The following is a 13,813-nucleotide window of genomic DNA, read 5'->3' on the forward strand; positions in this document are numbered from 1 at the left end:
GTGAAACGCCGTAGCGCCGATGGTAGTGTGGGGTCTCCCCATGTGAGAGTAGGGAACTGCCAGGCATCAATTAAGTGAAGAGGCCATCCGCAAGGATGGCCTTTTTGCGTTTCTGCGCTGCACAAACCGTAGGCCGGGTAAGGCGAAGCCGCCACCCGGCAAGTCAGACCGCACTCCACTTCACAATAAACTCAGCAATCCCATCCTCATCATTTAAATCCAGCACCGGAACCTCAATATCGAGAGCAACATCGCTGGCCACCGCAATCACATGCTCATCCAGCGTTAACTCGCTGATGTCATGCCCGGCATCACTTCTGAACAGCAGGATCTTAGGCACGGCCTCATGCTTAAATCCCTCAACCAGCACCAGATCCAGCATGGAGTGATCCATCCGGCTTACCAGATACGCGAGATCCAGCGGTGCCTCATCCGGCGTTTCTGTCATCAATGCCCAACGCTGGTTGCTTGCTACCATTGTCTGCGCGGCACCCGCTTTGCGCAGTTCATAGCTATCTTTGCCCGGCTTATCGACATCCATATTATGGTGAGTATGCTTAATCAAGCCAGGACGAATACCGCGGGCGCACAGCGCGGGAATCAGTTTTTTCAGCAACGTGGTTTTTCCTGTCCCACTCCAGGCTGAAATGGCTAAAACAGAGTTCATCTCTTCTCCTGCATGGCCTGTAAATCTTCTATTGTGTTCACATTCACGAACGATGTTTTCATGTCTCTAAAATCAACAGCATGTCCGCCGACCTTACGCATAAACACCATCACTCTTCGTTCTCCGGAAGCCAGATAGTCGCTCATAGCAGGAATCAAGGATCGGTTAATGAGCGCGATAGTTGGGTGGTCGCGCTCGCCGTCATGCACCCAGACCACGGGTGAATCACCTCGCTGTTGCACCATCCGTTCAACCAGGCAGGTGGGTATATATGGCGTATCACACGAACAAAAGAGAAACCACTCTCCCTGCGACTGCTGCATCACCGAAAGCATACCGGCCAGCGGCCCCGGAAAATCTGCGAGATTATCCTGATAAACGGGAAACCCGCTGCGCTGGTAAATATCGATATGGCGATTTGCGCTCAGCGCCATTGCCGATACCTGATCGACAAGCGTATCAGCGACATGCTGCCATAAGGGCTTGCCTTTCAGGAGCTGTAGTCCTTTATCTTCCCCGCCCATCCGCGTAGCTCTGCCGCCTGCCAGAACGACCCCAGTGATTTCCAGGCTAAGATTCACGAATATCGCCTCTTTTATTGTGGGATTGACCCTGCTAACGTGTCACTCTAAATGAAAGGAGCACCACCATGAAATGTAAACGTCTGAATGAAGTCATTGAACTCCTCCAGCCAGCCTGGCAAAAAGAGCCAGAGCTGAATCTGATGCAATTCTTACAGAAACTGGCAAAAGAGTCAGGTTTTGACGGCGATCTGGCAGACCTTTCTGACGACATCCTGATCTACCACCTCAAAATGCGCGACTCAGCCAAAGATGCTGTTATTCCTGGTATTCAGAAGGATTATGAGGAAGATTTTAAAACTGCATTGCTGCGCGCCCGAGGCGTAATTAAAGAGTAAAAGCTTGTAAGCGGAGCCACCGAAATCGCTACAAGATGATATCCTGAATCATTCGTATAATTTCCGGATGATCGGATGAACGACCAGGCTTTTACTTTCCAGACACTACACCCGGATACCATTATGGATGCCCTGTTTGAACAGGGTATTCGTGTGGATTCCGGGCTAACTCCGTTAAACAGCTACGAAAACCGCGTCTATCAATTTCAGGACGAGGATCGTCAGCGCTTCGTCGTAAAGTTCTATCGCCCTGAACGTTGGTCTGCACAGCAAATTCAGGAGGAGCACCAGTTTGCTCACGATCTGCTGGTTGATGACGTTCCCGTTGCCGCGCCGATAAAGTTCAATAACCAAACGCTGCTCACGCATGAAGGGTTTTACTACGCCGTATTCCCCAGTCTGGGTGGCCGCCAGTTTGAAGCGGATAATATCGATCAGATGGAGTGGGTTGCTCGCTATCTGGGACGCATTCATCAGACGGGACGTAAAACAGCGTTCACTGCCCGACCAACGATCGGGATTCATGAATATCTCACCGAACCACGTCAGATATTCGAAACGTCTGCGCTGATCCCCGCTACGTTAAAGGATGATTTCCTCAACGCCACCGATAAGCTTATTGCTGCGGTGAAAACCTGCTGGCGTGATGATATTTCCGTTCTGCGCCTGCATGGCGATTGTCACGCCGGAAATATTCTCTGGCGCGATGGACCGCTGTTTGTCGATCTCGACGATGCGCGCATGGGACCAGCGGTTCAGGATCTGTGGATGCTGCTCAATGGCGACAAAGCCGAGCAGCGCATGCAGCTTGAAACGATTATTGAAGCCTATGAAGAATTTAGCCCGTTTAATTCAGACGAAATTGCCCTGATTGAGCCTTTACGTGCGATGCGTTTTGTTTATTATCTCGCATGGTTAATCAGGCGTTGGGACGACCCCGCATTTCCTCGTAATTTCCCGTGGCTTACCGGAGAAGATTACTGGCGCAGCCAGATATCTACATTCACTCAGCAGGTTAAGGTTCTTCAGGAACCCCCTCTGCAATTAACGCCGATGTATTAATTGGACACACCCAGGAGAGAGTTAATCATGAAAAAAATTTGGCTGGCGCTGGCAGGTATGATTCTGGCATTTAGCGCTTCTGCTGCGCAGTTTACCGACGGTAAACAGTTTATCACGCTGGAAAAGCCGGTTGCTGGCGAGCCACAGGTTCTGGAGTTCTTCTCATTCTATTGCCCGCACTGCTATCAATTCGAAGAGGTGCTGCATGTTTCTGACAACGTGAAGAAGAAGCTGCCGGAAGGCACCAAAATGACCAAGTACCACGTTGAGTTCCTGGGCCCGTTGGGTAAAGACCTGACTCAGGCGTGGGCGGTTGCGATGGCGCTGGGCGTGGAAGATAAAATCACTGCTCCAATGTTCGAAGCCGTACAGAAAACCCAGACCGTTCAGACCACTGCGGATATCCGCAAAGTGTTCGTTGATGCCGGTGTGAAAGGTGAAGAGTACGACGCCGCGTGGAACAGCTTTGTAGTGAAATCTCTGGTTGCTCAGCAGGAAAAAGCGGCCGCTGATCTGCAGCTTCAGGGCGTTCCGGCAATGTTTGTTAACGGCAAATATCAGCTGAACATGCAGGGCATGGACACCAGCAGCATGGATATTTTCGTACAGCAGTATGCTGACACCGTGAAATACCTGGTTGAGAAGAAGTAATTTCGTTGATATGAAAACGCCGGTCACTGACCGGCGTTTTTGTATGAAGATTTAATGCTGTCTATCTGTTCGTCTTTCTCTTTCCAGAGCGTATTAAGCCACTGCTGGAAACCACGTTTAAAATTCTTATCGTTAACGTAGTCACCGTGCAGCCCGGCATCGATCGGCACTAAATTCACCCGAACAACAATGCGAGTCAGCTTGCCGCTGAGCATATCGAAGAATGGCGTCCTGTCATTTTCCGGATAGCAGAGCGTAACGTTCAGAAGTTTATCGAACTGTGCGCCCAGCACGTTAAGCGCCATCGCAATACCCGCCGCCTTTGGCGGAAGCAGGTTCTGATAAGGGGAGCGTGTTTGTTGACGTTTATCTTCCGTAAACCGTGAGCCTTCAACAAAGTTCACGATGGTCGTTGGATGTGCGCGAAACTTTTCACAGGAGCGGCGCGTGGTCTCCACATCCTTACCGCGACGCTCCGGATGACGAATCAGATAGCTGCGCGAATAGCGTTTCATAAACGGCATATCAAGCGCCCAGCAGGCCAGCCCGATAAAGGGCACCCAGGCGAGCTGCTGCTTCAGGAAGTACTTGTTCATCGGGATATGTTTGCGAAAAAGCACGCATAACACCACGATGTCCGCCCAGCTGTGATGATTGCAAATCAGCAGGTACCAGTTCTTTTTGTTGAGGCTCTCAAGCCCTTCGACATCCCATTTCAGATGCGGATTCAGGCACAGCAGGATCGCTAGCCCTTCACACCAGCAATACATCATGAAATTACAAAACGCAGAGACGGATCGCCACACCGCAGGCACAGGCAGCAGCAGTTTAACGATCCCGGCGATAATGATTGGCACAGAACACGCAATCGTCACCAGAATAGTTAAAATGATGCTTAGCGGTAATGTTATTGCAGTGAGCAATCTCGACATGATGAGCTTTTTCAGGTGGTTAGCTTTAATGGACCGGCCGATGATACGGCGCCGGGGGCTGATTTTATCAGAAAAGTGACAAAATTATGGCGCTTTCATATCGTCAATAGACGGCTTTTCCCCTGAAGCAGAAGATTTCTCTAATATTGTGCGCTAATCAGGACTTATATCCACATAGACTAAATTGCCATCAGCAGGCTATTTTCATGCAGTGTTAGTTGTTAACATTATGATATGTAATAATTTATTCTCAACGCGCGCCTGCTTTAAGTATCTGTTTTTCATTTGAAGTGAAAATATTCACAAACTTATCCACAGTTTGAATTTTGCGAGCGATCCTCACGATCGCAAAATCTTTTCCTGTATCGAACCTGAATAACTGATGTTTTCATCCTTCTGTGGCATCCTTTACGCATAAATTGATTAAAGGCACGGACATTATGGTTCAGATCCCAGAAAACCCACTTATTCTCGTCGACGGCTCTTCTTACCTGTATCGGGCGTACCATGCGTTTCCTCCTCTGACCAATAGCGCAGGGGAACCTACCGGCGCGATGTACGGCGTGCTGAACATGCTGCGCAGCCTGATTCTTCAGTATCAGCCCACCCATGCGGCTGTCGTTTTTGATGCGAAAGGCAAAACCTTCCGCGATGAGCTGTTCGAACATTACAAATCCCATCGTCCGCCAATGCCTGACGATCTGCGTGCGCAGATTGAGCCACTGCACGCCATGGTGAAAGCAATGGGCCTGCCGCTGCTGGCCGTCTCTGGAGTGGAGGCTGACGACGTCATCGGTACGCTGGCGCGTGAAGCTGAAAAAATGGGCCGTCCGGTGCTGATCAGCACCGGTGATAAAGATATGGCGCAGCTGGTGACGCCAGGTATTACCCTGATCAACACCATGACCAACACCATTCTGGGGCCAGAAGAAGTAGTCACTAAGTATGGCGTGCCGCCAGAGCTGATTATCGACTTCCTCGCGTTGATGGGCGACTCCTCGGATAACATTCCTGGCGTTCCTGGCGTCGGTGAAAAAACCGCGCAGGCGCTGCTTCAGGGGCTGGGTGGTCTGGACACGCTCTACGCTGAACCAGACAAAATCGCCGGACTTTCCTTCCGTGGCGCAAAAACCATGGCCGGGAAGCTGGAAGAGAACAAAGAGGTGGCTTATCTCTCCTATAAGCTGGCAACAATCAAAACCGATGTGGAACTGGAGCTGGGCTGTGAACAGCTGGAAGTGCAACAGCCTTCCGCTGACGACCTGCTGAGCCTGTTTAAGAAATACGAATTCAAGCGCTGGACCACTGACGTGGAAGCCGGTAAATGGCTGCAGGCTAAAGGGGCCAAACCTGCTGCTAAGCCGAAAGAGACGATTGTCGTTGATGCCGAAGATCAGGCGGAAGAAGAAGCCGCAGCGCTCTCCTTCGACAACTACGAAACCATTCTGGAAGAGTCACAGCTGATCGCCTGGATCGAGAAACTGAAAAAAGCGCCGGTCTTTGCCTTTGACACCGAAACAGACAGCCTCGACAACATCTCAGCCAATATGGTGGGATTGTCCTTTGCGACAGAGCCGGGTATTGCCGCCTACGTTCCCGTGGCGCACGACTACCTGGATGCGCCGGAGCAGATCTCCCGAGAGCGCGCGCTTGAGCTACTGAAGCCGATTCTGGAAGACGAAAAGGCGCTGAAGGTTGGTCAAAACCTCAAGTACGACCGCGGCATTCTGCAGAACTACGGTATTGAGCTGCGCGGGATTGCCTTTGACACTATGCTCGAATCCTACATTCTGGACAGCGTGGCGGGCCGCCATGATATGGATTCCTTATCTGACCGCTGGCTCAAGCACAAAACCATTACCTTTGAAGAGATTGCCGGTAAAGGGAAAAATCAGCTCACCTTTAACCAGATTGCTCTTGAAGAAGCAGGGCGCTACGCGGCGGAAGATGCCGACGTCACGCTGCAACTGCATCTGAAGATGTGGCCGAAACTGCAGAAGCACGAAGGTCCGCTGAACGTATTCCAGCATATTGAAATGCCGCTGGTGCCCGTGCTGTCCCGTATCGAACGCAATGGCGTTAAGATCGATCCAACGGTGCTGCATAACCACTCTGGCGAGCTCGCGCAGCGTTTGACCGAGCTCGAGCAGAAAGCGCATGAGCTTGCAGGCGAGCCGTTTAACCTCTCTTCACCGAAGCAGCTGCAAACCATTCTGTTTGAAAAGCAGGGCATCAAGCCGCTGAAGAAAACCCCTGGCGGCGCGCCGTCAACCTCTGAAGAGGTGCTGGAAGAGCTGGCGCTGGACTACCCGCTTCCAAAAGTGATTCTGCAGTACCGCGGTCTCGCGAAGCTGAAGTCTACCTACACGGACAAACTTCCACTGATGATCAACCCGAAAACGGGCCGTGTGCACACGTCGTATCATCAGGCGGTAGCGGCAACCGGGCGTCTCTCGTCAACCGATCCTAACCTGCAGAACATTCCGGTGCGTAATGAGGAAGGGCGCCGCATTCGTCAGGCCTTTATAGCTCCTGATGACTACCTGATTGTCTCGGCTGACTACTCGCAAATCGAACTGCGCATTATGGCGCACCTCTCCCGTGACAAAGGCCTTCTCAGCGCGTTTGCCGAAGGAAAGGATATTCACCGGGCGACAGCAGCCGAAGTCTTCGGTCTGCCGCTGGACAGTGTAACCAACGAACAGCGCCGCAGTGCAAAAGCGATCAACTTCGGTCTAATTTACGGCATGAGCGCGTTTGGCCTTTCACGCCAGCTAAACATTCCGCGCAAAGAGTCGCAGAAGTATATGGATCTTTACTTCGAGCGTTATCCGGGCGTTCTGGAATATATGGAACGCACCCGCGCGCAGGCGAAAGAGAAAGGTTACGTTGAAACCCTGGATGGCCGTCGTCTCTATCTTCCGGACATCAAATCCAGCAACGCGGCGCGCCGCGCTGGCGCAGAGCGTGCGGCGATCAACGCCCCGATGCAGGGTACCGCAGCGGACATCATCAAGCGCGCAATGATCGCCGTTGATGCCTGGCTGGAGAAAGAGAAGCCGCGCGTGAAAATGATCATGCAGGTACACGATGAACTGGTGTTTGAAGTGCACAAAGACGATCTCGATATTGTGTCGAAAAAGATCCATGAACTCATGGAAAGCAGCATGACGCTAGATGTGCCGTTGCTGGTGGAGGTGGGAAGTGGTGAAAACTGGGATCAGGCTCACTAAAGGTTCTTTGAATAACGCGCTTTTTATGTAAGTTAGCAACATAACAACACGCGTTTTGTGACGATCATTAGAATTCCCTATGTAAAGAATGAAAAAAAACTACAAAAAGTGCTTTTTCTACAGCAAAAAAAGGGGTAGAGTTATCGACGTAGGGTACAGAGGTAAGATGTTCTATCTTTCAGACCTTTTACTTCACGTAATCGGATTTGGCTGAATATTTTAGCCGCCCCAGACAGTAATGACTGGGGCGTTTTTTATTGCGGCAAAGAAAAGTTCGGGCAAAAAAAAGCGCGGACATCGCCGCGCTCGGTATTACTCTTCTTCCGCTTCCGTCGCGGGTTCCAGCTCGTTAAACCAGCTGTCGAGCTTCTGACGCAGCTTGTCCACGCCCTGTTTTTTCAGCGAAGAGAAAGGCTCAACCTGTACATCGCCATTGAAGGCCAGTACCGCTTCGCGAACCATATTCACCTGCGCTTTACGCGCGCCGCTTGCCAGCTTGTCGGCTTTCGTCAGCAGCACCAGCACGGCGATATCGCTTGCTACGGCCCAGTCGATCATCTGCTGATCGAGATCCTTTAGCGGGTGACGAATATCCATCAGCACCACCAGACCTTTCAGGCACATGCGTTTTTCCAGGTATTCGCCCAGCGCACGCTGCCACTTGATCTTCATCTCTTCAGGCACCTGCGCGTAGCCGTATCCCGGCAAGTCTACGAGGCGTTTGCCTTCAGCCACTTCAAAGAGGTTAATCAGCTGGGTACGGCCAGGTGTTTTTGAGGTACGCGCCAGGTTCTTCTGATTGGTCAGCGTATTCAGGGCGCTGGATTTCCCCGCATTTGAGCGGCCAGCAAATGCCACTTCAATACCGGTATCAGAAGGCAGGTGGCGAATATCGGGCGCACTGGTGACAAAATGCGTCTGTTGGTAGTTCCAGGTAGTCACGTGGTCGTCTCCAAAAATCGTAATCTGGAGGGATTATACCCGAATGCGGGCAAAAGGCTTTTCTCATTGCACGAGGCTTGCAGGCGAATGCCCAAACGGCTGTAAGAGATCGGCTAATGTTACTATGGGAGATTTCAGAGAATTCGCAGGCGTTAAAAAATGCAAACTGTTTTAAATCATAAGCTTATTTCCAGGTAATTATCTGAAAATCCGTATTTGTACCGTTTAGTTGCTTGTTAGTTTAACGGAACAAGGTAAAGTATGCGGCAAGGCGAGGAAGCCAACAGGAAATCGACTTAAGGATTAGGGTCAGGAGCGCCAGGAGGCGAAGACGCAGGATAGTCAGGACGACCAGCGCCTGGAGGCGTTTTAACAGGAAATGGAACCATACACGGACGGTATCAGCCAAAGGATAAACAGGGTGTGTTGTTGGTAAACATGGAATGTCTGACCCGTTAAGGGTTGTGAGTCAGGAAAAAAGGCGACAGATTGCTCTGTCGCCTTTTTTCTTTGCTTGCTTTCTGCTAGATTTCGCCGCAATTCTATACTGAAGAAAACGACTTTAAGATAAAACATCATGAAAAAACCAACCTCCGCTGCGGGCGCGAAACGCCCTGCAAAAGCACGCCGCAAAACGCGCGAAGAACTAAACCAGGAAGCGCGCGATCGCAAACGCGATAAGAAGCATCGTGGCCATGCTGCGGGTAGCCGTGCCAACGGCGGTGGTGCAGCGGGCGCTTCTGCAAAAGGCAAACAGCAAAAAGACCCTCGTATCGGCAGTAAAACTCCCATTCCACTGGGCGTGACAGACACCCCGGTCACTAAGCAGCACAAACCAAAGAGCGAGAAACCTATGCTTTCACCGCAGGCTGAGCTGGATATGCTGGAGAACGATGAGCGCCTGGACGCGCTGCTGGAACGTCTTGAAGAGGGTGAAACCCTGACCGCCGAAGAGCAGTCATGGGTAGATGCCAAACTGGACCGCATTGATGAGCTGATGCAGAAGCTGGGTCTGTCTTACGATGACGAAGACGACGAAGAGGAAGAAGAAAAGCAGGAAGATATGATGCGTCTTCTGAAAGGTGGAAACTAACATTTGCACCCGGCAGGCACGATAGTCCTGCTTATAACCCTTCCGGTTATATGTTATCTGGTGTGGTTATTCGTTAAACTACGGCGGTTGTCGCGGCGACAGAAGTGGCTGCGCACCCGAATGATGGCCCGCGATGGGGCCAGAACGGGCCGCCGTATACGAACGCGACACCAACGGAAGGAGTGAGCATGTCAGCACCAACTATCGACTGGGATTTGGCCCTAATCCAGAAGTATAACTATTCCGGGCCGCGTTATACCTCATACCCCACCGCGCTGGAGTTCTCCGATGCCTTCGGCGAGGCGGATTTTCTGCAGGCCGTCGCGCGCTATCCAGAGCGTCCGCTGTCGCTCTACGTCCATATTCCGTTCTGTCATAAGCTCTGCTACTTCTGCGGCTGCAATAAAATCGTGACCCGTCAGCAGCATAAAGCCGACCAATACCTCGATGCGCTGGAACAGGAAATTGTGCACCGCGCACCGCTATTTAAAGGTCGTCACGTCAGCCAGCTTCACTGGGGGGGCGGCACGCCAACGTATCTCAATAAGGCGCAAATAAGCCGCCTGATGACGCTGCTGCGCGGAAATTTCAATTTTAACGACGACGCTGAAATCTCGATCGAAGTCGATCCGCGTGAAATTGAGCTGGATGTACTGGATCACTTACGCGCCGAAGGCTTTAATCGTCTGAGCATGGGCGTGCAGGATTTCAATAAAGAGGTGCAGCGTCTGGTCAACCGCGAGCAGGACGAGGAATTTATCTTCGCCTTACTCAACCACGCGCGTGACATCGGCTTTACCTCGACCAACATCGACCTGATTTACGGCCTGCCAAAGCAGACGCCGGAGAGCTTCGCCTTCACGTTGAAGCGCGTGGCTGAACTTAGCCCGGACCGCCTGAGCGTCTTTAACTATGCGCACCTGCCGACGCTATTCGCCGCCCAGCGCAAAATCAAAGATGCCGATCTGCCTTCTGCCCAGCAGAAGCTGGATATCCTGCAGGAAACCATCACCTCTCTGACCGAGAGCGGCTATCAATTTATCGGCATGGATCACTTTGCCCGTCCGGATGACGAGCTGGCGATTGCCCAGCGTGACGGCGTTCTGCACCGCAACTTCCAGGGTTACACCACTCAGGGCGATACCGATCTGCTCGGCATGGGTGTCTCCGCCATCAGCATGATCGGTGACTGCTACGCGCAGAACCAGAAAGAGCTGAAGCTCTACTACCAGCAGGTTGATGCAACCGGCAACGCGCTATGGCGCGGCATCGCGCTGACCCGTGACGACTGCATTCGTCGTGATGTGATTAAGGCGCTTATCTGCAACTTCCGTCTCGACTTTAGCGACGTGGAAGCACAGTGGGATCTGACATTCAGCGAATATTTTGCGGAAGACCTGAAGCTGATTGCGCCGCTGGCGAAAGACGGGCTGGTGGATGTGTCGGAGAACGCGATTGAGGTCACGCCGAAAGGGCGTCTGTTAATCCGTAATATCTGCATGTGCTTTGACGCGTATCTGCGCCAGAAGGCGCGTATGCAGCAGTTTTCACGGGTGATTTAAGGCGCAAAGCCGGGTAAGGCGAAGCCGCTACCCGGCTTTTACATTTCAACCTGCTAGCTAAACAGCCCAACCAGCGCCGCACATAATACCGCAGCAACAGCGGTTTGCGGCGTGTGGCTTTCAGCTGCTCCGCTCGACAGTAAAGTCACTAATGATTCCAGCATGATGGTTCCCCCAATTTCCGGGCACGATCATACAAAACTCATCGGAACAGTAAAGCGCAAAATAACGGCAATTTGCGCTCAATTAATAACCTTTACACAGCGGCGTACGATCACTCCATTCCCAGCTCTTTCAGCTTGCGCGTCAGGGTATTACGTCCCCATCCCAGCAGGCGCGCGGCTTCCTGCTTATGGCCCTGCGTATGACGAAGCGCGGTGGTCAACAGCGTACGCTCCATCTCTGGCTGAGCCTCAGACAGCAGGTTTTGATGACCGGAACGCAGCGCGCGGTCGGCCCACTGCGCCAGCAGCGTTGCCCAACTGTCTGGAAGCGCGTGCCCGGTGCTGCTTTCGGGCGCGGTGGCCTCAAACAGTTCGGCAGGGAGATCCTGAATTAACACTTCCTGTCCGGCGGCCATCACGGTCAGCCAGCGGCAGGTGTTTTCCAGCTGGCGTACGTTGCCCGGCCACGCCAGACGGGTGAGGGCGGCATCGGTTTCCGGGTGAAGCTGCTTGGCTTCCACGCCCAGCTCGCGGGCCGCCACCTGCAGGAAATGACGCGCCAGGCGCGGGATATCTTCCCGACGCTCGCGCAGCGGCGGCAGGTGGACGCGGATCACATTCAGGCGATGGAATAAATCCTCACGGAATTTGCCCTCCTGCACGCGCAGCTCCAGGTTCTGGTGCGTCGCGGCGATAATACGCACGTCCACCTTCACCGGCGCATAGCCGCCCACGCGGTAAAACTGCCCGTCGGCCAGCACGCGCAGCAGGCGAGTTTGAACGTCCAGCGGCATATCGCCGATCTCGTCCAGGAACAGCGTGCCGCCGTCAGCCTGCTCAAAGCGCCCCTGGCGAATGGTATTCGCGCCGGTAAACGCCCCTTTTTCGTGGCCGAACAGCTCGGACTCAATCAAATCCTTCGGGATCGCCGCCATGTTCAGGGCGATAAACGGCGCTTTTGCCCGCGGGCTGTGGCGATGTAACGCATGCGCCACCAGCTCTTTACCTGTACCCGATTCCCCGTTAATCAACACGCTGATGGACGAGCGGGACAGACGGCCAATAATGCGAAACACGTCCTGCATCGCCGGCGCTTCGCCGATGATGTCGGTGGTTGGCCCAAAATCGGGTGCGTGGCGCGGCTGTTGTTGCTCCTGGTAGTGGCTAATCGCGCGCTCAACCAGCGCCACCGCTTCGTCGATATCAAACGGTTTGGGCAGGTAATCGAACGCCCCTTGCTGATAGGCGCTCACCGCGGCATCCAGGTCGGAATGAGCCGTCATTATGATGACCGGAAGCATAGGATGGCGCTGTTTGATCTGCTTTAACAGCGCCAGCCCGTCCATGCCCGGCATGCGAATATCCGACAGCAGAACGTCCGGCGTTTTGGTGGTGAGTGCGTCGAGCACCTCGCTGCCGCTCTCAAACGTCGTGCAGCTTAAACCTGCCCCTGTGAGCGCGCGTTCAAGCACCCAACGGATGGAGCTATCGTCATCGACTACCCAGACTATCCCTCGTTGCATAAACGTCACCTTTATTTTTTAATCGGCAGGAAAACCGAAAACTCGGTATGTCCCGGCCAACTGGTAAATTCAATTTTTCCGGAGTGCTGATCGATCAAGCTGCGGGCGATAGATAAGCCCAGTCCCGTACCGCCTTCGCGCCCGCTTACCATTGGGTAGAACAGGGTGTCCTGCAGATGAGAAGGAATGCCAGGCCCGTTATCCTCAACGTCGATGCGTGCCGCCAGACGATAGCGCACGCCGTGCAGCGTGAGCTGGAAGGCGGTGCGGGTGCGTAAAATAATCTCGCCGCCTTCCGGCCCCAGCGCCTGCAGGGCATTGCGCACAATATTCAGCAGAACCTGCTCAATCTGGTCCGGGTCATGCGCCAGTTCCGGCAGGCTTGGGTCGTAATCACGCACCAGCGTGACGTTCTCCGGCAGCTCCATGGAGACGAGCTTCACCACCCGTTCAGCGACTTTATGAATGCTTTCTGAAACGTGCATACCCGGCTGCTGCGGCCCGAGCAGGCGATCGACCAGGTTACGCAGGCGGTCCGCCTGCTCAATGATGACGTTGGTATACTCCGCCAGCGCAGGGTCGGGCAGGGCTTTGGTCAGAAGCTGCGCCGCGCCGCGTAATCCACCCAGCGGGTTTTTGATTTCATGCGCCAGACCGCGCACCAGGTCACGGGCGGCAATTTGCTGCGCATGCTGAAGCTGCTCCTGGCTCAGGCGACGCTGATTATCCATCGGCGCCATTTCCAGCAGGATCAGTCCTTCCGGCAAACGTTGCGCGGTAAGGGAAAGAATATGTGAGCGCCCGTCGATCACCAGCGTGACTTCGTTATCGGTGAACCCCTGACCGGCCTGCAAACTTTCCTGCATCAGGCCAATATTCAGCGAGAAATAGCTCAACAATTCAGGAAGCGGGGTGCCAAACAGTTTGCGGGAACTCTGGGCGAGCAGCTGTTGCGCCGCCGGGTTGGCGTAATGGACGGCCAGCTCGTCGTCGACCAGCAGAATGCTGTTAATCAAAGAATTGAGGATCTGCCCAGCATCGGGCAGCGTGCCAGTTGCCATTCAG

13 protein-coding genes are annotated in these 13,813 nt (G+C 53.3%); 6 read left to right on the forward strand and 7 right to left on the reverse strand.

Going from position 1 to position 13,813, the window contains the following annotated elements; genetic code table 11:
* Positions 1-163: 163 nt before the first annotated feature.
* Together mobB and mobA are read right to left on the reverse strand one after the other, a co-directional pair.
* Positions 164-667 (reverse strand): molybdopterin-guanine dinucleotide biosynthesis protein MobB, encoded by a 504-nt coding sequence (mobB, locus tag IM294_RS18540; RefSeq protein ID WP_126818691.1) that lies wholly within the window; start codon positions 665-667, stop codon positions 164-166.
* A complete protein-coding gene (gene mobA, locus IM294_RS18545) occupies positions 664-1,248 on the reverse strand; it encodes a molybdenum cofactor guanylyltransferase MobA (RefSeq protein ID WP_126818690.1) in 585 nt (194 codons plus the stop codon). The genes mobB and mobA overlap by 4 nt, the downstream gene beginning before the upstream one ends.
* Before the next feature lie 68 nt (positions 1,249-1,316).
* On the opposite strand from mobA, the gene IM294_RS18550 reads away from it, so the two are divergent.
* From IM294_RS18550 to dsbA, 3 genes are all read left to right on the forward strand, one after another.
* Positions 1,317-1,586: a YihD family protein gene (locus IM294_RS18550; RefSeq protein WP_008501866.1), complete on the forward strand. Its 270-nt coding sequence runs from the start codon at positions 1,317-1,319 to the stop codon at positions 1,584-1,586.
* A 75-nt stretch (positions 1,587-1,661) separates the two neighbouring features.
* The gene (locus tag IM294_RS18555) at positions 1,662-2,648 is read left to right on the forward strand and encodes a serine/threonine protein kinase (RefSeq protein WP_126818689.1); all 987 of its coding nucleotides are present in this window, start codon (positions 1,662-1,664) and stop codon (positions 2,646-2,648) included.
* A gap of 27 nt (positions 2,649-2,675) precedes the next feature.
* Positions 2,676-3,299: a thiol:disulfide interchange protein DsbA gene (dsbA, locus tag IM294_RS18560; RefSeq protein ID WP_028014899.1), complete on the forward strand. Its 624-nt coding sequence runs from the start codon at positions 2,676-2,678 to the stop codon at positions 3,297-3,299.
* A gap of 23 nt (positions 3,300-3,322) precedes the next feature.
* Here the strand turns inward: dsbA and IM294_RS18565 are convergent, their stop codons facing one another.
* Complete coding sequence (locus IM294_RS18565; protein ID WP_047366772.1) at positions 3,323-4,231, reverse strand: acyltransferase; 909 nt, start codon at positions 4,229-4,231, stop codon at positions 3,323-3,325.
* 440 nt (positions 4,232-4,671) lie between these two features.
* Here IM294_RS18565 and polA point away from each other — a divergent pair, with 440 nt between their 5' ends.
* Positions 4,672-7,464, forward strand: coding sequence for a DNA polymerase I (gene polA / locus IM294_RS18570; RefSeq protein WP_063155529.1), 2,793 nt, complete (start codon positions 4,672-4,674; stop codon positions 7,462-7,464).
* A 312-nt stretch (positions 7,465-7,776) separates the two neighbouring features.
* Here the strand turns inward: polA and yihA are convergent, their stop codons facing one another.
* Positions 7,777-8,406: a ribosome biogenesis GTP-binding protein YihA/YsxC gene (yihA, locus tag IM294_RS18575; RefSeq protein ID WP_014885764.1), complete on the reverse strand. Its 630-nt coding sequence runs from the start codon at positions 8,404-8,406 to the stop codon at positions 7,777-7,779.
* Positions 8,407-8,983: 577 nt separating this feature from the next.
* Here yihA and yihI point away from each other — a divergent pair.
* Positions 8,984-9,499 carry a Der GTPase-activating protein YihI gene (yihI, locus tag IM294_RS18580; protein WP_028014895.1) on the forward strand — a complete coding sequence of 172 codons (516 nt, stop codon included), beginning with the start codon at positions 8,984-8,986 and terminating at the stop codon, positions 9,497-9,499.
* 188 nt (positions 9,500-9,687) lie between these two features.
* Positions 9,688-11,061 carry an oxygen-independent coproporphyrinogen III oxidase gene (gene hemN / locus IM294_RS18585; RefSeq protein WP_126818688.1) on the forward strand — a complete coding sequence of 458 codons (1,374 nt, stop codon included), beginning with the start codon at positions 9,688-9,690 and terminating at the stop codon, positions 11,059-11,061.
* Positions 11,062-11,114: 53 nt separating this feature from the next.
* Here hemN and IM294_RS18590 read toward each other — a convergent pair whose 3' ends face one another.
* The 3 genes from IM294_RS18590 to glnL form a co-directional block, all read right to left on the reverse strand.
* Positions 11,115-11,225, reverse strand: a complete 111-nt coding sequence (locus tag IM294_RS18590; RefSeq protein ID WP_017382667.1) for a YshB family small membrane protein — start codon at positions 11,223-11,225, stop codon at positions 11,115-11,117.
* 110 nt (positions 11,226-11,335) lie between these two features.
* Positions 11,336-12,748, reverse strand: a complete 1,413-nt coding sequence (gene glnG, locus IM294_RS18595; protein WP_028014893.1) for a nitrogen regulation protein NR(I) — start codon at positions 12,746-12,748, stop codon at positions 11,336-11,338.
* Between the two features lie 11 nt (positions 12,749-12,759).
* Positions 12,760-13,809 (reverse strand): nitrogen regulation protein NR(II), encoded by a 1,050-nt coding sequence (gene glnL / locus IM294_RS18600; protein WP_014172250.1) that lies wholly within the window; start codon positions 13,807-13,809, stop codon positions 12,760-12,762.
* Positions 13,810-13,813 lie beyond the last annotated feature (4 nt).

The sequence above is a fragment of the Enterobacter cloacae complex sp. P43RS genome, from assembly GCF_014930585.1.
GTDB classification, from domain to species: domain Bacteria; phylum Pseudomonadota; class Gammaproteobacteria; order Enterobacterales; family Enterobacteriaceae; genus Enterobacter; species Enterobacter bugandensis.

Bases quoted from the DNA above. Each gene is read 5' to 3' on its own strand.
- mobB (WP_126818691.1), bottom strand. From the start codon at position 667: ATGAACTCTGTTTTAGCCATTTCAGCCTGGAGTGGGACAGGAAAAACC.
- IM294_RS18550 (WP_008501866.1), top strand. From the start codon at position 1,317: ATGAAATGTAAACGTCTGAATGAAGTCATTGAACTCCTCCAGCCAGCC.
- IM294_RS18555 (WP_126818689.1), top strand. From the start codon at position 1,662: ATGAACGACCAGGCTTTTACTTTCCAGACACTACACCCGGATACCATT.
- dsbA (WP_028014899.1), top strand. From the start codon at position 2,676: ATGAAAAAAATTTGGCTGGCGCTGGCAGGTATGATTCTGGCATTTAGC.
- IM294_RS18565 (WP_047366772.1), bottom strand. From the start codon at position 4,231: ATGTCGAGATTGCTCACTGCAATAACATTACCGCTAAGCATCATTTTA.
- polA (WP_063155529.1), top strand. From the start codon at position 4,672: ATGGTTCAGATCCCAGAAAACCCACTTATTCTCGTCGACGGCTCTTCT.
- yihI (WP_028014895.1), top strand. From the start codon at position 8,984: ATGAAAAAACCAACCTCCGCTGCGGGCGCGAAACGCCCTGCAAAAGCA.
- hemN (WP_126818688.1), top strand. From the start codon at position 9,688: ATGTCAGCACCAACTATCGACTGGGATTTGGCCCTAATCCAGAAGTAT.
- IM294_RS18590 (WP_017382667.1), bottom strand. From the start codon at position 11,225: ATGCTGGAATCATTAGTGACTTTACTGTCGAGCGGAGCAGCTGAAAGC.
- glnG (WP_028014893.1), bottom strand. From the start codon at position 12,748: ATGCAACGAGGGATAGTCTGGGTAGTCGATGACGATAGCTCCATCCGT.
- glnL (WP_014172250.1), bottom strand. From the start codon at position 13,809: ATGGCAACTGGCACGCTGCCCGATGCTGGGCAGATCCTCAATTCTTTG.